The sequence below is a fragment of the Streptomyces sp. NPDC041713 genome, assembly GCF_055591085.1.
In genome coordinates this window covers 464,849-481,757 of sequence record NZ_JBVIZY010000004.1, presented here as the reverse complement: position 1 = coordinate 481,757, position 16,909 = coordinate 464,849, and the positions used below count along the sequence as shown (strand labels likewise).

Here is a 16,909-nt window from a genome sequence, read left to right as displayed (position 1 = left end):
CCGGCGCCGAGGTGACGGGATCCGGTCGGCGGCCGTACGCATTCGCGCCCCCGCCCGCCCTCACCCCTGGCGGCCCCGCCCCCGCCGACCGAGACTCGGCCCATGGACAGCATGGGCAGCGGTGACGTCGCGGTTCCGGTCAAGGGTGGCGAGCTGTGGGCGCACGACTCGGGCGACCCTAGCGGCACGGACGGCGGTGCGGGCCTCCCCTTGGTCCTGCTCCACCCCGGCGTCGGCGACTCCCGCATCTGGGACGGCATCCTGCCCCGCCTCACCGGACGACACCGGGTGATCCGGTACGACGCGCGGGGATACGGCAGGTCACCGGCGCCGACCGCCGCGTTCTCCCTGGTAGAGGACCTGACCGCGGTCCTCGACCACTTCGGGGTGGCCCGCGCCGTCCTCGCCGGGTCGAGCATGGGCGGGGCTACGGCCGTCAGTCTCGCCCTCCGCGAGCCCGCCCGAGCGGCCGGCCTCGTCCTGCTGGTGCCGGGCATCACCGGGGCCGACGACCTCGTCTCCGTCGAGTTCATGGCCGAGATGGGCCGGCTCGCCGAGGCGGGGGACGAGGAGGGGCTCGTGGCCCTGCTGCGCCGTACCTCGGGCGCGGCGGTCACCGGACCCGACCCGGAGGTCGAGGCGCACCTCAGGGCGGTGATCCCCGCGTGGTTCGCCAACTACCCCCACAACGTGCCCGACCCGCCCGCCTACGACCGCCTCGGCGAGCTCGACGTGCCGTGCGTCCTCGCCCTCGGGGAGCTCGACCAGGCCGAGGTGGTCCGCGTGAACGAGACGATGGCGCGGCGCATCCCCGGCTGCCGCCTGGTGCGCCTCGCACGCAGCGACCACTTCCCGACCGTACGGGAGCCGGACGCGGTCGCCGACCTCATCCTGGAGGCGTGCGCCGAGGCGCGGTGACCTGTGCGACAGCGGTGAGCTCCGCGACCGCGGTGACCTGAGCGACACCGCCCCCGACGGTCGCATACTGGAACGCGCAAGCCCCGCGCGCCGCCCAGGAGCACGTCGCATGAACCACCCCACCGACCGCGACCACCGTGCGGGTCGCGACCACCGTGCCGACCACGACCACCGTGCCGATCGTGCCGACCACGCCGAAGACCGTGATCCCGCCCCGCCCCCGCCCGGCGGCATCCTCTGGAGCATCGCGGGCGACATCCGCGCCGTCCTGATGCTGCCGCCCGCGCTCACCCTGCAGGTGGCCCACCCGGCGGTCGGCGCGGGCGTCGACGACTACTCGGTGTTCCGTACCGACCCGTGGGGACGGGGAGAACGCTCGGTCCGCTCCCTCCTGACATGGGTGTACGGCGGGGACGAGGCCGCCGCCGAGGGCCGCAGGCTCCGCGCGCTGCACCGCACCATCCAGGGCACGGACGCCCACGGCCGCCGCTACCACGCGCTGACCCCCGCGAACTACGCATGGGTCCACACCACCGGCTTCCCCGTCTACCGGCACGCGCAGCGGTACCTGGGCCGCCCCTTCACCGAGGCGCAGGAACGGCAGCTGTACGCGGAGTGGCTCCAGGTCGGCCGCGTCCTCGGCATCCACGACCGGGACATGCCGCAGACGGTCGAGGAGTTCTGGCCGCACTACCGCAGGGTCCTCGCCGAGGAGATCGAGCTGACGGCGGTGGCCGCGGAGCTCACCGCCGCCGACAGCCCCGTACCGCCGCCGGACCGGGGCCCGCTCCTGCTGCGCATCCCGCTGCGCGTCCTGTGGCCGCTGCTGCTGCCCCCGCTGGCCCGCTTCCGCCGGTTCGTCACCATCGGGCTGATGCCGCCGGAGGCCCGAGCGGCGATCGGCCTGCCCTGGACGGCCGCGCAGGAGCGCAGGCTCCGCCGCTTCGGCCGGGTGGTCCGCACGGTGGTGCCGCTGCTGCCGGAGCGGCTGCGCTATCTCCCGCAGGCGCGCCGGGCGCGGGCCCGGCACCGCGCCGCCGGGCACTGAGCCCGTACGGCGCGGCACCGCTGAACGTCATGGCGCCGGCGGTCCTCAGTGACCGTGGCCGGGGCCGTGGCCGTCACCGTGCTCATGCACCCCGTTGGTCGCGGCGATCTGCTTCCACGACTTCGGCTTCGCCGGCGCGGTGGCCGTCCGGGCGATCCCGGCGTCCCGCACGGCCCCGGCCGCCGGACGCGACGGCTGGTAGAGCCAGGTGTCGAAGAGCTCCGCGAGCGGCTTGCCCGACACCTTCTCGGCGAACTTCACGAAGTCGTTCACCTTGGCGTTGCCGTACGCGTGCTGCTGCGGCCACTTCTTCAGGATCGAGAAGAACGTCTTGTCCCCGACCTGGTTCCGCAGCGCCTGAAGGGCGACCGCGCCCCGGTCGTAGACCGCGCCGTGGAACTGGTTGTCCGGACCCGGGTCACCCGGCTTGACCTGCCAGAACGGGTCGTCGGCCGGGTGCTGTGCGTACACGTAGTCCGCCAGCTCCTGCGCCGTGCCCTCGCCCTCCTTCTCCGACCACAGCCACTGGCTGTAGCGGGCGAAGCCCTCGTTGACCCAGATGTCCTTCCAGCCGTCGACGGAGACGCTGTCGCCGTACCACTGGTGGGCCAGCTCGTGGACGACGATGGACGCGTTGGAGCCGCCGGCGAACGCGGAGGGGCTGTAGAAGGGCCGCGTCTGGGTCTCCAGCGCGTAGCTGCTCTTCACGTTCGGGACGTAGCCGCCGAGCGCGTTGAACGGATACTTGCCGAAGACCGTCTCCAGCCACTCGGCGACCTCGGTGGTCCGCTCGATGCTGGCCCGCGCGGCGCCCGCGTTGTCGCCGAGGTCCTTGCTGTAGGCGTTGAGGACCGGCAGGCCGCTCTCGGTCTTGTCGGTCGTGATGTCGAACTTGCCGACGGCGAGCGTCGCGAGATAGCTCGCCTGCGGCTTGTTGGAGCGCCAGTTGTAGCGCGTCCAGCCCAGCTTCGAACTCTGCGACTGCAGCACGCCGTTGGAGATCGCCTGGGTGCCGTCCGGCACCGAGACCGACACGTCGTACGTGGCCTTGTCCAGCGGGTGGTCGTTGGCGGGGAACCACCACACGGCCGACTCCGGCTCCTGGGCGGCGACGCCGCCGTCCGGCGTCCGGTGCCACGCCGTGTAGCCGTTGATCTTCAGCTCGGACGGCTTGCCCGCGTACCGCACGACGACCGTGACGGGCGTGCCCTTGGGCAGCCCGGCCGGCGGCGTGATCTCCAGCTCCTGGTCGCCGGTCTTCTTGAACTTCGCCTTCTTGCCGTTGACCCGCACCTCGGACACCTTGAGCCCGAAGTCGAGGTTGAAGCGTGAAAGGTCCTGGGTGGCGCGGGCGTTTATCGTCGCCGTGCCCTCCAGGAGGTCGGTCGCGGGCTGGTACTTCAGCCTCAGGTCGTAGTGCGAGACGTCGTAGCCGCCGTTGCCGCTGGCCGGGTAGTAGGGGTCGCCGATGCCCGGCGCCCCGGGGGTGAAGTCCGCGGCCGACGCCGGGATCGCCAGCAGAAGAGAGGCCGCGAGCGCGCCCGGGGCGATGAGTCTGCGGTGCACGTCAAGCTCCAAGTCGTAGGGACTCAAGATCGGTTCGTCTTGTCGACGACCCTATTCAGCCCCTTCCGCGCACGTCATGTCCATGGCCCCAGACGTCACACGATCGCCATTCGGCCGACATGTGCCTCAATGTCCCACGCTCCTGACGCGATGGCGTACGGCCCTCTGTCGCACGGCAGTTCACCGGTGTACCTTCCGCGCCATGCCGATACGTGCGCGACGCACCCGCCTCCTGTGGAGAACGCTTCTCGCGGCGGCCCTGGCCGCCCTGATCGCCACCCTCATGTCCCCGGGCGCAGCGCAGGGGGCCGCACCGGCTCCGCGCACGCCGGGCCACGCCGCTCACCCGCGGGGCGAGAGCAGGCCCGTCTACTCGTACGACGACGCGATACGCGAATCCGTCTGGGTCGACACCAGGGTCGACGGCGACGCGGACGGCAGGTCCGACCGGGTCGCGGTCGACATCGTCCGGCCCCGCGAACTCGACCGCACTGGCCGCCGAATACCCGTGATCATGGACGCCAGCCCGTACTACTCGTGCTGCGGGCGCGGCAACGAGAGCCAGAAGAAGACGTACGACGCGGCCGGCAAACCCGTGCAGTTCCCGCTCTACTACGACAACTACTTCGTGCCCCGCGGCTACGGCTACGTCGCCGTGGACCTCGCGGGCACCAACCGCTCCGACGGGTGCGTCGACGTCGGCGGCCGCTCCGACGTGCAGTCCGCCAAGGCCGTCGTCGACTGGCTCAACGGCCGGGCCCGCGGCTACACCAGCCGCACCGGCGGCGAACGCGCGAAGGCCGGCTGGACCAACGGCGCCACCGGGATGATCGGCAAGAGTTACGACGGGACCATCGCGCAGGGCGTCTCCGCCACCGGCGTCCGCGGCCTCAAGACCATCGTGCCGATCGGCGCGATCTCCTCCTGGTACGACTACTACTTCGCCAAGGGCGCCCCGCTCTACGACGGCGGCCCCGACGGGCTGTCGGACGCCGTGGAGAGCCCCGAGGCCCGCGCCCGCTGCGGCGCCGTGCAGCAGCGCCTGATCGACGGGGCGCCGCGCACCGGCGACTGGACGCGCCTGTGGAGCGAGCGCGACCACGTGCCGGACGCCGGCAAGGTGCGCGCGAGCGTCTTCGCCGTGCACGGCATGCAGGACCTCAACGTCCGCACCAAGCACTTCGGTCAGTGGTGGGACGCCCTCGCCGAGCGCGGCGTCGAGCGGAAGGTCTGGCTCAGCCAGGCGGGCCACGTCGACCCGTTCGACCTGCGCAGGGCAGACTGGGTGCGCACCCTGCACCGCTGGTTCGACCACGAACTCCTCGGCTACGACAACGGCATCGACCGCGAGCCGATGGCCGACATCGAGCGCTCCCCGAACCACTGGACCACCGACCGCGTCTGGCCCCCGCGCGGCACGCACGCCGTCAACCTCCGCCCCGCCAAGGGCACTTCACCCGGCGTCGGCACCCTCGGCACGCGGCCCGGCAAGGGCACCGAGACCTTCACCGACGACCCGCGGCTGAGCGAGACCGAGTGGGCCGCGCGGATCGACGCGTCGACACCGGCCAAGGCGGGCTTCGTCAGCCGACCCCTCGCCCGTGACCTGCGCCTGTCCGGGTCCTCCACGGTGACCGTCACCGCGACCCCGACGACCCGCACCGCCCACCTCTCCGCGGTCCTCGTCGACGTCGGCCCCGACACCATCCGCGACTACGCGGCCGCCGGCGAGGGCATCACCACGCTCCCCGAACGCACCTGCTGGGGCGCGAGCACCACCGGCGACAGCTCCTGCTTCAAAATGACCCGCGCCAAGACCGCCGACGTCGACTACACCGTCTTCAGCCGAGGCTGGGCCGACCTCGGCAACTGGGCCGACGCCGGACACGGCCGCCCCCTCACCCCGGGCAAGCCGCACACCATCACCCTCGACCTCGCCGCGAGCGACCACGTCATGCCCCGGGGCCACCGCCTCGCCCTGATCATCGCGGGCACCGACAAGAACCTCATCGAACCGCCCGCGGACCGCCCCACGCTCACGCTCGACCTGGCCCGCACCTCGGCGAAGCTGCCGCTGGTCGGCGGGTCCGGCGCCTTCACCGCCTCCGCGCCCGGCACGCCCCGTACCGCCCCGCTCGACGGCGTGGCCCCGCCCCGTCCGCTCAACCCCCGTCCCGGAGGCAGCACTTCATGACACCGCGCATCCGCACCCTGGCCCTCGCCTGCGCCACCGTCGCGCTCGCGGCGCCGCTCCTGACGGCGCCCGCGCAGGCGACGTCGACCCCGCCCCGTACCGGATTCGAGGAGAGCGACGGGGCGCGCTGGACCAGCCTGCCGGAGGAGCAGAAGCTGCTGGCCGCCGTGGACCGGGCCACCAAGAGGGTCTCCGTGACCCGCATCGGCACGACCAAGCAGAACCGGCCCCTCCAGCTCGTCCGGATCGGTGAACGCCCCACCAGGAACACCGTGTTGCTGATCTGCAGCCAGCACGGCGACGAGCCGTCGGGCCGCGAGGCCTGTCTGTCCACCGTCCGCGACCTGGCGTACGCCAAGGACAAGAAGACCCGGCGCTTCCTCTCCCGCACCACGCTCCTCGTCGTGCCCACCGCCAACCCGGACGGCCGCGCCGCCGACACCCGCGGCAACTCCGACGGCGTCGACATCAACCGCGACCACCTCGCCCTGAAGACCGCGGAGGCCCGCGCCATGGCCGCCGTGATCCGCGACCGCGAGCCCGACGTCATCTACGACCTGCACGAGTACGGGGCCACCCCCAAGTACTACGACAAGGACCTCTTCGACCTCTGGCCGCGCAACCTCAACACCGACGAGGCCGTGCACAAGGAGGCGCAGACCCTGTCGCAGGACTATGTGCGGCCGGCCGCCGGACACGACGGCTACTCCACGGGCACGTACGGCATCTGGACCGACCCGGTGACCGGCGACCCCGTCAAGCAGACCGCGGGCGACGGCCAGGAGCGCATCCTGCGCAACATGTCCGGCATCAAGCACGCCGCGGGACTGCTGATCGAGAGCCGCGTCGACCCTTCCCCAAGCTCTCAACTGCGTTCGAGCAGGGGAGGCCCCAATACCGACGCGGAGAAGCAGGACGAGGCGCTGAACAACCGGCGCCGCGTGGCCTCCCAGCGCTCGGCGCTCGGCGGGCTCGCCGCCTTCACGGACGAACGCCGCGACCGGCTGGAGGCGGCCACCGACGCGGCCCGCGTCGAGGGGCTGCGGGACCGGGGCCCGGTCTACGTCGGGGGCGCCGACAACGACCCGGCCGAACCCGCCGAGATCATCCAGGACCCGCCCTGCGGCTACCGCCTGGACGCCGCCCAGTACCGCGACATCAAGGACGAACTGGCCCTGCACGGCGTCACCGTGAAGCGGTCGGCGTCCGGGGGCGCGTACGTCCCGCTGCGGCAGTCCGCGCGGGCCCTCGTCCCGCTGCTGCTCGACGAGCGCGCGCCGTACCACATGGTCACAGCTCGACCCGACATGGTCTGTTGAGGAGGAGAGATGTGCGTCACATGTGGTAGGGGGTAGCGGAGAACAAACTCTTGACCCAATCGGCCCCTCGAAAGGTGTCACTTGTGACGCAGGATCAGCATAAAGCGGACGGCGGGGGAGGGGCGCCGGAGATCATGGCGCCCGCCCACGGCGGCCGGTCCCCACAGACGGACCGGGTGGTCTTCGGCGTCACCGCCGTGCTCACCCTGGCGTTCGTGGTCTGGGGCGCGGTGTCGACGGACTCGCTCCAGGACATCTCCACGGACATGCTCAACGGCCTGATGCACAACGGCGGTTGGTTCTTCATGCTGACCGCGACCGGGTTCGTGGTCTTCGCGCTCTGGCTGGCCGTCAGCCGGTACGGGAAGATCACGCTCGGCCGGGAGGGCGAGGAACCGGAGTTCCGCACCGTCTCCTGGGTCGCCATGATGTTCAGCGCCGGCATGGGCATCGGTCTGATGTTCTACGGAGTGAGTGAGCCGCTGGCCCACTTCACCTCGCCGCCGCCGGGCACCGACCCGGCGGACGCGCCCGCGGCGATGGAGACCGCGATGGCCACCACCCTCTTCCACTGGACGCTCCACCCGTGGGCGATCTACGCGGTCGTGGGCCTCGCCATCGCGTACAGCACCTTCCGGCGCAACCGGCGGCAGACCATCAGCGCCGTCTTCGAGCCGCTCATCGGCGAGAAGCACGCGCACGGCACCTGGGGCCGGGTCATCGACATCCTGGCCATCTTCGCCACGCTCTTCGGCTCGGCCGCCTCCCTCGGCCTCGGTGCCCTGCAGATCGGCAGCGGCATCGAGGTGCTCGACTGGATGGAGAACGCGGGCACCGGACTGCTCGTCGTCATCATCGCCGTGCTGACCCTGGCCTTCGTGGCGTCCGCCATCTCCGGCGTGGAGAAGGGCGTGCAGTGGCTCTCGAACATCAACATGGTGCTCGCGGCCCTGCTCGTGGTGTTCGTCTTCATCGCCGGGCCGACCGTCATCATCCTCGACATGGTGCCCACGTCGCTCGGCGCCTACCTCGACGACCTGCCGCAACTGATCGGCCGCACCGAGGCGTCCAGCGGCAAGGGCGTCGCCGACTGGCTGAGCGGCTGGACGGTCTTCTACTGGGCCTGGTGGATCTCCTGGACGCCCTTCGTCGGCATGTTCATCGCGCGGATCAGCCGCGGCCGTACGATCCGTCAGTTCGTCGGCGGTGTCATCCTGGTGCCGAGCACGGTCAGCCTGATCTGGTTCGCCGTGTTCGGCGGCAGCGCGATGACCGTCGCCGAACGGGGCGGCCTCAAGGGCGACACCAGCCAGGAGGCGCAGCTCTTCGGACTGCTCCACGAGTACCCGATCGCGACGGTGACCAGCCTGCTCGTGATGATCCTCGTCGGCATCTTCTTCGTCTCCGGTGCCGACGCCGCGTCCATCGTGATGGGCACGCTCTCCCAGAAGGGCGCCCTCGAACCAGGCCGGTTCGTCGTGGTCTTCTGGGGCATCGTGACCGGCGCCGTCGGAGCCATCATGCTGCTGATCGGCGACGGCTCGGACGACGCGCTCACGGGGCTGCGCAACCTCACGATCCTGGTGGCCGCGCCGTTCACCATCGTGATGATCGGCATGTGCGTCGCCCTGATGCGGGACCTGCGCCACGACCCGCTCATCGTGCGCGGCGAGCACGGCACGGAAGCCGTCGAGAAGGCCGTCATCGCCGGCCACGAGCAGTACGACGGCGAGTTCGAGCTCCGGATCGGCCCCGCCCAGGACGACACGGGCGACAGCCAGTCCGGCAGCACTGCCGTCGACAAGAGCTGACCAGAGCTGACCGCTCGTCCCAGGAGGCGGCGCCCACCGGGCGCGCCGCCTCCTGGACGCAGCCCGGCCGCAGCCCCGGTTCGTCCAGCCCCGTCTGCGCGCGTACGCCCTCGACCATGCGTACGCCGCCGAGCCCGCCGAGGCCCAGAAGCTCCTCGTACCCGGCCGCCGAACTCACCGCTCATCCCGGGAACGTGGCGAAATGTGCCGTGCCGTGCTCACATCACATGACAGATGGGGATACTCACTGCATGTCTGCCGAGTACGCGACCTTCGGTCTGGCACCGGCCATCCGCGCCGGTGGAGTTCTCGCCAACGGCGAGTACCAAGTGCACCGTGATTTCGTCGACTTCATCGTCAACGGCCGGCCCCTGCTCTTCCAGCTCTCCGACCTCGACGCGGTGTCGCCGCTGGCCGCCGACATCCCGCCGGCCATCTTCACGGCACACGTCCGCCGGCTGCTCCTGGAGGCGAACGCGCCGCTGGGCGACGGGCGGTACGTCATATACGGCTGCCCCGAGTGCGAGGGCCTGGAGTGCGGCGCGGTCACAGCCGTGATCGAGAGGAGCACCGACGGCAGCGACGACTTCGTCTGGCGCGACTTCGCCTGGCAGACGGCCGAACCCGCCGACCTGACGCTCAACGGCTACCACGGCATAGGGCCGTTCCGCTTCCGCGGTGACGAATACCGCGCGGCACTCGGCCAGTTGCTCGCCGACGGCGAGTCGCAGGCGCGCCGCCGGGTCCTGCTGATCGGCGCCAGGGTGGCGCTGCTCGCCAAGCTGGCGGCGGCGCTGCGCACCATCGGCATCGGCGCGGAGATCGCCGGGGACGCGGCGGGCGTCGCACCGCAGGAGCTGCGCACGTACGGTGCGGTCGCCTTCGGCCGCGCCGTCCCCGAGGAGACCCGCCGGTCCGTCCGCTCGGCCTTCGACCGGGCGCAGGTCCCGGTCTCCTACGTGGACGGCCTCGCCCCGATCATCCCGCTCCTGGTCGCCCAGATAGAGGGCGCCCTGGACCGCGGTCCGCAGGAGCGGCGCCGGCTCACCCGGCTCGCGGCCGGGCCCGGGGCGGCGGAGCTGGAGGTCACATCGGCGTGCCGGGTCCGCGTGACGGCGTACCGCATGGACCGTCTCTCCCGGACGCACGTCCACGAGGCCCTCGACGAGGTGCTCGCGCCGGGGGAGCACCGGGTGACCCTGCCGGGCAGGGCCACGAAGGGCGACGCGTACGTGGTGGCCAGGACCTCCACGAGCGTGCTGGTCGCACCGGTGGCGCACTGACCTTCGCATTTCACTCCGGTGGCGGCGCGGTTCGGGGCAGGATACGGGGGAGGGCAATGGCGCCCGCGACTCCATGTATCGGCCCGGCTCGCCGCCGCACCCCGTGAGGACCCCGCCATGACCACCCCGCGCACCTTCCCTCTGGAGCCCACCCCGATCCACGTGCCCGACGCGGTCCTCGACGACCTGCGCACCCGGCTGGCCCTGACCCGGCCGCCCTTGGACGAGGGCAACGAGGACTGGTCCTACGGCGTGCCCGCGAGCTACCTGGGCGAGCTGGTCGCCCACTGGCGCGACGCCTACGACTGGCGCAAGGCCGAGGCCGCCCTCAACGCCCACGAGCACTACCAGGTCCGTGTCGCCGGGGTTCCGGTGCACTTCCTGCGCGAACCCGGCCGCGGCCCGCGCCCGGTGCCGCTGATCCTCACCCATGGCTGGCCGTGGACGTTCTGGCACTGGTCGAAGGTGATCTGCCCGCTCGCCGACCCGGCCGCGCACGGCGGCGACCCGGCCGACGCGTTCGACGTCATCGTGCCGTCGCTGCCCGGCTTCGGCTTCCCCGGGCCGCTCACCGGCTTCCCGGACGTCAACTTCTGGAAGGTCTCCGACCTCTGGCACACCCTGATGACCGAGACCCTCGGACACGAGAAGTACGCCGCCGGGGGCTGTGACATCGGCGGGATCGTCACCAGCCAGCTGGGCCACAAGTACGCCGACGAGCTGTACGGCATCCACATCGGCTCCGGCCTGCCGCTGGACTTCTTCACCGGCCCCCGCGCCTGGGACTTCGCCCGCAACCGGCCCCTCACCGACGACCAGCCCGCCGACGTCCGCGCCCGCATCGTCGAGCTGGACCACCGCTCGGCCTCCCACCTCGCCGTGCACATGCTCGACGGCGCCACCCTGGCCCACGGTCTGAGCGACTCACCCGCCGGACTGCTCGCCTGGCTCCTGGAGCGCTGGAACGCCTGGAGCGACAACGGCGGCGACATCGAGTCCGTCTTCACCAAGGACGACCTGCTCACCCACGCCACCATCTACTGGGTGAACAACTCCATCGCCACGTCGATGCGGTACTACGCCAACGCCAACCGCCACCCCTGGACCCCCTCCCACGACCGCACCCCCCGCGTGCAGGCCCCGACCGGCCTCACCTTCGTCACGTACGAGAACCCGCCCGGGATCCACACCGCCGAGGAGCGCGTCCAGGCGTTCAGGAACGGCCCGCAGGCCGACTGGTTCCACCACGTCAACGTCAACGCCCATGATCACGGCGGCCACTTCATCCCCTGGGAGAACCCCGACGCCTGGGTGAGCGACCTGCGCCGCACCTTCCGGGGCCGCAGGCCCTGACCGCCCGTCCTACAATCACCCCCTGATGACCGCAACCCTCGTCGCCAAAGAACTCGCCGCAGGCCACGGCGACCGCACCCTCTTCTCCGGTCTGGAGCTGGTCGTCGCCCCCGGCGACGTCATCGGCCTGGTCGGGGCCAACGGAGCGGGCAAGTCCACCCTCCTGCGGCTGCTCGCCGGCCTGGACACCCCCGAGGAGGGCGAGCTCAGGCTCTCGCCGCCCACCGCCTCCGTCGGCCACCTGCCCCAGGAGCCGGACCGCCGCCCCGGCGAGTCGATCCGCGCCTTCCTGGCCCGCCGCACCGGCGTCACCGAGGCCCAGCGCGTCATGGACGAGGCCACCCAGGCCCTCGTCGACGGCGCCCCCGGCGCGGACGACGCCTACGCCACCAGCCTGGAGCGCTGGCTGGCGCTCGGCGGCGCGGACCTCGACGAGCGGGCCGAGGAGGTCGCCGACTCGCTCGGCCTCGCCGTGAGCCTGGACCAGCCGATGACGTCGCTCTCCGGCGGTCAGGCCGCCCGCGCCGGCCTCGCCTCGCTGCTCCTCTCCCGGTACGACGTGTTCCTCCTGGACGAGCCGACCAACGACCTCGACCTCGCGGGCCTGGAACGCCTGGAGAGCTTCGTACGGGGCCTGCGCGCCGGCACGGTCGTCGTCAGCCACGACCGGGAGTTCCTCACCCGCACCGTCACCAAGGTCCTCGAACTCGACCTCGCCCAGCAGGAGATCAACCTCTACGGCGGCGGCTACGACGCGTACCTGGAGGAGCGGGAGACCGCCCGCCGGCACGCCCGGGACGAGTACGACGAGTACGCCGACAAGCGGTCCGCGCTCCAGGGCCGGGCCCAGATGCAGCGCTCCTGGATGGACAAGGGCGTCAAGAACGCCCGCCGCAAGGCCACCGACAACGACAAGGTCGGCCGCAAGTTCCGCAGCGAGGCCAGCGAGAAGCAGGCCGCCAAGGCCCGCCAGACCCAGCGCATGCTGGAGCGCCTCGACGTCGTCGAGGAACCCCGCAAGGAGTGGGAGCTGCGCATGGAGATCGCCGCGGCCCCGCGCTCCGGCACGGTCGTCGCGAGCCTGCGCGACGCGGAGGTGCGCCGCGGGGACTTCACGCTCGGCCCCGTCTCGCTGCAGGTCGACTGGGCGGACCGGGTGGCGATCACCGGGGCGAACGGCTCGGGCAAGTCGACGCTGCTCGGCGCCCTCCTGGAGCGCATCCCGCTGGACGCGGGCCACGCGGCCCTCGGCTCGGGCGTCCTGGTCGGCGAGGTCGACCAGGCCCGCGCGCTGTTCCACGGCGAGGAGTCGCTGCTCGACGCGTTCTGCGCGGCCGTCCCGGAGACCGAGCCCGCCGAAGTACGCACGCTGCTCGCCAAGTTCGGCCTCAAGGCGGACCACGTGCTGCGCTCGGCGACCACCCTCTCGCCGGGCGAGCGCACGCGCGCGGCCCTCGCCCTGCTCCAGGGCCGCGGCGTCAACCTCCTCGTCCTGGACGAGCCGACCAACCACCTCGACCTGCCCGCCATCGAGCAGCTGGAGTCGGCCCTGGAGTCCTACGAGGGCACGCTGCTGCTGGTCACGCACGACCGCAGGATGCTCGACGCGGTCAGCGTGACGCGCCGGCTGGAGGTGGCGGAGGGCAAGGTGACCGAGCTGTCACCCTGACCCCCGCCGGTGCCTCCGTCAGCGGCGCTCGGGGTCCAGCAGACCGGCCCGCCGCAGCGCGTCGGCCATCGCGTCGTTGGCGGGCGGCGGGCCCTGCCGCTGCGGCTTCTGGCCACGCTGGCCGCCGCGGCCGCCACCGGCACCGCGTGAGCCCTGGCCCTGCTGCTGGCGCTGGCCCTGCTGCTGGCGCTGCCCCTGACGCTGCTGCGGCGGACGGCCCCCGCCGCGCTTCGGCTGGTCCCCGCCCGCGTCACCCGCGCCGGCTCCCGCCTCGTCGTCCAGGCGCAGCGTCAGCGAGATCCGCTTGCGCGGGATGTCGACGTCCATGACCTTCACCTTGACGACGTCGCCGGGCTTGACGACGTCCCGCGGGTCCTTGACGAAGGTCTTCGACATGGCCGACACGTGCACCAGGCCGTCCTGGTGCACGCCGATGTCGACGAAGGCGCCGAACGCGGCGACATTGGTGACCACGCCCTCCAGAACCATTCCGGAGGCCAGGTCGGAGAGCTTCTCGACGCCCTCCTTGAAGGTCGCCGTCTTGAAGGCCGGACGCGGGTCGCGCCCGGGCTTCTCCAGCTCCTTCAAGATGTCCGTGACGGTCGGCAGACCGAACACCTCGTCCACGAAGTCGTCCGGCCTGAGCGCGCGCAGCGCCCCGGTGTTGCCCATCAGCGAACCGACCTCGCCCCCGGCCGACTTCACCATCTTGCGCACCACCGGATAGGCCTCCGGGTGCACGCTGGAGGCATCCAGCGGGTCGTCGCCGCCGCGGATGCGGAGGAAGCCCGCGCACTGCTCGTACGCCTTCGGGCCGAGCCGGGCCACGTCCTTGAGGCCCTTGCGGCTCTTGAAGGGGCCGTTGGCGTCGCGGTGCGCCACGATGTTCTCCGCGAGGCCGGCGCCGATGCCGGAGACCCGGGCGAGCAGCGGGGCGGACGCGGTGTTCACGTCCACGCCGACGCCGTTCACACAGTCCTCGACGACCGCGTCCAGCGAGCGCGAGAGCTTCACCTCGGACAGGTCGTGCTGGTACTGGCCGACGCCGATCGACTTCGGGTCGATCTTCACCAGCTCGGCCAGCGGGTCCTGCAGGCGCCGGGCGATGGAGACGGCGCCGCGGATCGAGACGTCGAGGTCCGGCAGCTCCTGGGAGGCGAAGGCCGACGCCGAGTACACGGAGGCGCCCGCCTCGGAGACCATCACCTTGGTGAGGTTCAACTCCGGGTGCTTGGCGATGAGTTCGCCCGCGAGCTTGTCGGTCTCGCGGGACGCGGTGCCGTTGCCGACGGCGATCAGGTCGACCTCGTGCTCCTTGGCCAGCTTCGCCAGCGTGGCCAGGGACTGGTCCCACTTGTTCGCCGGGACGTGCGGGTGGATCGTGTCGGTCGCGACGACCTTGCCGGTGGCGTCGACGACGGCGACCTTCACGCCCGTACGGAACCCGGGGTCGAGGCCCAGCGTCGCGCGCGTGCCCGCGGGCGCCGCGAGCAGCAGGTCGCGGAGGTTCGACGCGAAGACCCGCACCGCCTCGTCCTCGGCGGCGGTCCGCAGCCGCAGCCGCAGGTCGATCCCGAGGTGCACGAGGATACGGGTGCGCCAGGACCAACGCACCGTGTCCTGCAGCCACTTGTCGCCCGGCCGGCCCTGGTCGGCGACGCCGAACCGCTGGGCGACGATCCCCTCGTACGTGGACGGGGTGCCCGGCGTGGCGGGCGGCTCCTCCGGCTCCAGGACCAGGTCGAGGACCTCCTCCTTCTCGCCGCGCAGCATGGCGAGGACGCGGTGCGAGGGGAGCTCGGTGAACGGCTCGGTGAAGTCGAAGTAGTCGGCGAACTTGGCGCCCGCCTCCTCCTTGCCCTCGCGGACCTTCGCGGCGATCCTGCCGCGCACCCACATGCGCTCGCGCAACTCGCCGATCAGGTCGGCGTCCTCCGAGAACCGCTCGGCGAGGATCGCCCGCGCCCCGTCGAGCGCGGCCTGGGCGTCGGCGACGCCCTTGTCGGCGTCCACGAACGCGGCGGCGGCCGCCTGCGGTTCCACGGTGGGGTCGCTCAGCAGCCCGTCGGCCAGCGGCTCGAGGCCCGCCTCGCGGGCGATCTGCGCCTTCGTGCGCCGCTTCGGCTTGAAGGGCAGATAGATGTCCTCGAGCCGCGCCTTCGTGTCCGCCTCGCGGATCCGCGCCTCCAGCTCGTCCGTGAGCTTGCCCTGCTCACGGACCGAGTCGAGGATCGCGGCGCGCCGGTCCTCCAGCTCGCGCAGATAGCGCAGCCGCTCCTCGAGCGTGCGCAGCTGCGCGTCGTCGAGCATCTCGGTCGCTTCCTTGCGGTAGCGCGCGATGAAGGGCACCGTGGACCCGCCGTCGAGCAGGTCGACGGCGGCCTTCACCTGCCGCTCCCGTACGCCGAGCTCCTCGGCGATCCTGCCTTCGATGGACGCAGGGGTGGACGTCTTCAAAGCTGCCACGTTCCGGTACCGCCTTCTCGCTGAGGTTGCCGGGCAATTGTGGCAGGTGGCGCCGACAGAGGGTGATCAGACCCGTCGGCCGCGTCCCGTCCGACCCGACCGTCGCCCCGCGCCCCGGCCGCCCCGTCCGCCCCGCCCGGCGGAACGCGAGGCTCCGCCGAACAGGCTCGCCACGGCACGGAACGGCAGGGTCACGACGGTGGCGATGGCACCCCCGATCTGGCGCAGGACATCCGCTATCGCACGGAACATGGCTTTCCCCTCTCGTCTCCCGGCGGGGCCGGGGTGGCCGGGGTGGCGGCCAGGAGACGACCGGGTACCGCGAAGCGGCCCGACCATGCCGAAACGGCTCGAAGACGGGCTTTCAGCCCTTGCCGAGCAGGTTCGCCGGGAACGCGCCGGCCTGCAGCGCGGTGCCGATGAAGAGGGTGCCGAGCTCCGTGAGCCGTTCGACGCCCTCGGCGCCCAAGTGCTCGTACGGGGCGCGGTCCAGGCGGTCCGTCTCCTCCTCGATGTCCCGGCGCAGCGCCACGCCCGCCTCCGTCAACTCGCCCTCGCCGTCGAGGAGTCCGCGCCCGCGCAGCCGCTCGACGGCGGCGTCCCACTCCTCCTGGTTCCAGCCGCGGGTGGCGAAGACCCACTTGGGCGTCATGCCCTTGCCGGTCGCGGTGTGGCTCGCCAGGGCCTCGATGCCGTCGAGTTCGGCGTCGAGCAGCACGCTCACGTGTCCGTCGCCGCGGTGTTCACGGAGCAGCGTCGCCGCGTGCCAGTAGGCGAGGTGCGGCGCGTCGGGGACGGGCAGGTCGGCGTGGGCGGCGTACAGCGGGCGGGCGCCCCGGCCGCAGGCCTCGGTGGCGCGCAGCGCGAGCCCGGCGGCCTCCGCCATCTCGGGCGAGGCGACGAGCTCCTCGCCGAGGAGGCGCCGCAGCGTCGTGTCGACGGCGCGCAGCCGGGCCGCGCCCGCCTGCTCGGGCGTGGCCGAGCGCCACACCGCGGGCACGTGCGCGGCGACGAACTCGTACTTGTAGTTGTAGAAGGTGGCGGCCACGGTCCCGGGTCCTACGGGACCCATCGCCGCCGCGCGCAGCGCGAAGTTGACCGCCGCGGGGTGGGTGATCCCGTACTCCTTCAGCTCCTGGGCGGAGTCGGGCGAGAAGTAGTGCGTGGAGTGCAGGGAGTTGAGCACGTTGTGACAGCGGCGGCCCGCGCGCGGGGGCAGGGCGGAGCCGGCGGGGGAGGTCGTCGAAGAGGTCATGGGGGCACGGTACCTACTGGTTGGTAT

At 72.1% G+C, this 16,909-nt stretch carries 11 protein-coding genes and 1 pseudogene; 8 read left to right on the top strand and 4 right to left on the bottom strand.

Annotation, left to right across the window (positions count from 1 at the left end; all coding sequences use genetic code 11):
* Positions 1 to 102 precede the first annotated feature (102 nt).
* Together ACZ6CV_RS15180 and ACZ6CV_RS15175 are read left to right on the top strand one after the other, a co-directional pair.
* The gene (locus tag ACZ6CV_RS15180; protein WP_469251224.1) at positions 103 to 918 is read left to right on the top strand and encodes an alpha/beta fold hydrolase; all 816 of its coding nucleotides are present in this window, start codon (positions 103 to 105) and stop codon (positions 916 to 918) included.
* 109 nt (positions 919 to 1,027) lie between these two features.
* Complete coding sequence (locus ACZ6CV_RS15175) at positions 1,028 to 1,966, top strand: oxygenase MpaB family protein (protein WP_469251223.1); 939 nt, start codon at positions 1,028 to 1,030, stop codon at positions 1,964 to 1,966.
* Between the two features lie 45 nt (positions 1,967 to 2,011).
* Here ACZ6CV_RS15175 and ACZ6CV_RS15170 read toward each other — a convergent pair whose 3' ends face one another.
* A complete protein-coding gene (locus tag ACZ6CV_RS15170; protein WP_469251222.1) occupies positions 2,012 to 3,532 on the bottom strand; it encodes a M1 family metallopeptidase in 1,521 nt (506 codons plus the stop codon).
* 202 nt (positions 3,533 to 3,734) lie between these two features.
* Here ACZ6CV_RS15170 and ACZ6CV_RS15165 point away from each other — a divergent pair, with 202 nt between their 5' ends.
* The 6 genes from ACZ6CV_RS15165 to ACZ6CV_RS15140 all read left to right on the top strand — a co-directional run bounded on the left by ACZ6CV_RS15165 (position 3,735) and on the right by ACZ6CV_RS15140 (position 13,161).
* The gene (locus ACZ6CV_RS15165) at positions 3,735 to 5,726 is read left to right on the top strand and encodes a Xaa-Pro dipeptidyl-peptidase (protein ID WP_469251220.1); all 1,992 of its coding nucleotides are present in this window, start codon (positions 3,735 to 3,737) and stop codon (positions 5,724 to 5,726) included.
* The gene (locus ACZ6CV_RS15160) at positions 5,723 to 7,045 is read left to right on the top strand and encodes a M14 family metallopeptidase (RefSeq protein ID WP_469251219.1); all 1,323 of its coding nucleotides are present in this window, start codon (positions 5,723 to 5,725) and stop codon (positions 7,043 to 7,045) included. The genes ACZ6CV_RS15165 and ACZ6CV_RS15160 overlap by 4 nt, the downstream gene beginning before the upstream one ends.
* Positions 7,046 to 7,179: 134 nt before the next feature.
* On the top strand, positions 7,180 to 8,856 hold the full coding sequence (locus ACZ6CV_RS15155; RefSeq protein WP_469251479.1) for a BCCT family transporter: 1,677 nt from the start codon (positions 7,180 to 7,182) through the stop codon (positions 8,854 to 8,856).
* A 251-nt stretch (positions 8,857 to 9,107) separates the two neighbouring features.
* A complete protein-coding gene (locus ACZ6CV_RS15150; RefSeq protein ID WP_469251218.1) occupies positions 9,108 to 10,139 on the top strand; it encodes an oxidoreductase in 1,032 nt (343 codons plus the stop codon).
* Between the two features lie 117 nt (positions 10,140 to 10,256).
* Positions 10,257 to 11,492 carry an epoxide hydrolase family protein gene (locus tag ACZ6CV_RS15145; RefSeq protein WP_469251217.1) on the top strand — a complete coding sequence of 412 codons (1,236 nt, stop codon included), beginning with the start codon at positions 10,257 to 10,259 and terminating at the stop codon, positions 11,490 to 11,492.
* Between the two features lie 25 nt (positions 11,493 to 11,517).
* Positions 11,518 to 13,161 carry an ABC-F family ATP-binding cassette domain-containing protein gene (locus ACZ6CV_RS15140; RefSeq protein WP_469251216.1) on the top strand — a complete coding sequence of 548 codons (1,644 nt, stop codon included), beginning with the start codon at positions 11,518 to 11,520 and terminating at the stop codon, positions 13,159 to 13,161.
* Positions 13,162 to 13,179: 18 nt separating this feature from the next.
* On the opposite strand, the gene ACZ6CV_RS15135 is transcribed toward ACZ6CV_RS15140, so the two are convergent.
* The 3 genes and pseudogenes from ACZ6CV_RS15135 to ACZ6CV_RS15125 form a co-directional block, all read right to left on the bottom strand.
* Positions 13,180 to 15,627: a Tex family protein gene (locus ACZ6CV_RS15135; RefSeq protein ID WP_469251215.1), complete on the bottom strand. Its 2,448-nt coding sequence runs from the start codon at positions 15,625 to 15,627 to the stop codon at positions 13,180 to 13,182.
* Positions 15,628 to 15,750: 123 nt separating this feature from the next.
* A pseudogene (locus tag ACZ6CV_RS15130) lies at positions 15,751 to 15,879 on the bottom strand (LPFR motif small protein); the annotation flags it as partial.
* Positions 15,880 to 15,991: 112 nt separating this feature from the next.
* On the bottom strand, positions 15,992 to 16,882 hold the full coding sequence (locus ACZ6CV_RS15125) for an SCO6745 family protein (protein ID WP_469251214.1): 891 nt from the start codon (positions 16,880 to 16,882) through the stop codon (positions 15,992 to 15,994).
* Positions 16,883 to 16,909 lie beyond the last annotated feature (27 nt).

Bases quoted from the DNA above. Each gene is read 5' to 3' on its own strand.
- ACZ6CV_RS15180 (WP_469251224.1), top strand. From the start codon at position 103: ATGGACAGCATGGGCAGCGGTGACGTCGCGGTTCCGGTCAAGGGTGGC.
- ACZ6CV_RS15175 (WP_469251223.1), top strand. From the start codon at position 1,028: ATGAACCACCCCACCGACCGCGACCACCGTGCGGGTCGCGACCACCGT.
- ACZ6CV_RS15165 (WP_469251220.1), top strand. From the start codon at position 3,735: ATGCCGATACGTGCGCGACGCACCCGCCTCCTGTGGAGAACGCTTCTC.
- ACZ6CV_RS15160 (WP_469251219.1), top strand. From the start codon at position 5,723: ATGACACCGCGCATCCGCACCCTGGCCCTCGCCTGCGCCACCGTCGCG.
- ACZ6CV_RS15155 (WP_469251479.1), top strand. From the start codon at position 7,180: ATGGCGCCCGCCCACGGCGGCCGGTCCCCACAGACGGACCGGGTGGTC.
- ACZ6CV_RS15150 (WP_469251218.1), top strand. From the start codon at position 9,108: ATGTCTGCCGAGTACGCGACCTTCGGTCTGGCACCGGCCATCCGCGCC.
- ACZ6CV_RS15145 (WP_469251217.1), top strand. From the start codon at position 10,257: ATGACCACCCCGCGCACCTTCCCTCTGGAGCCCACCCCGATCCACGTG.
- ACZ6CV_RS15140 (WP_469251216.1), top strand. From the start codon at position 11,518: ATGACCGCAACCCTCGTCGCCAAAGAACTCGCCGCAGGCCACGGCGAC.
- ACZ6CV_RS15125 (WP_469251214.1), bottom strand. From the start codon at position 16,882: ATGACCTCTTCGACGACCTCCCCCGCCGGCTCCGCCCTGCCCCCGCGC.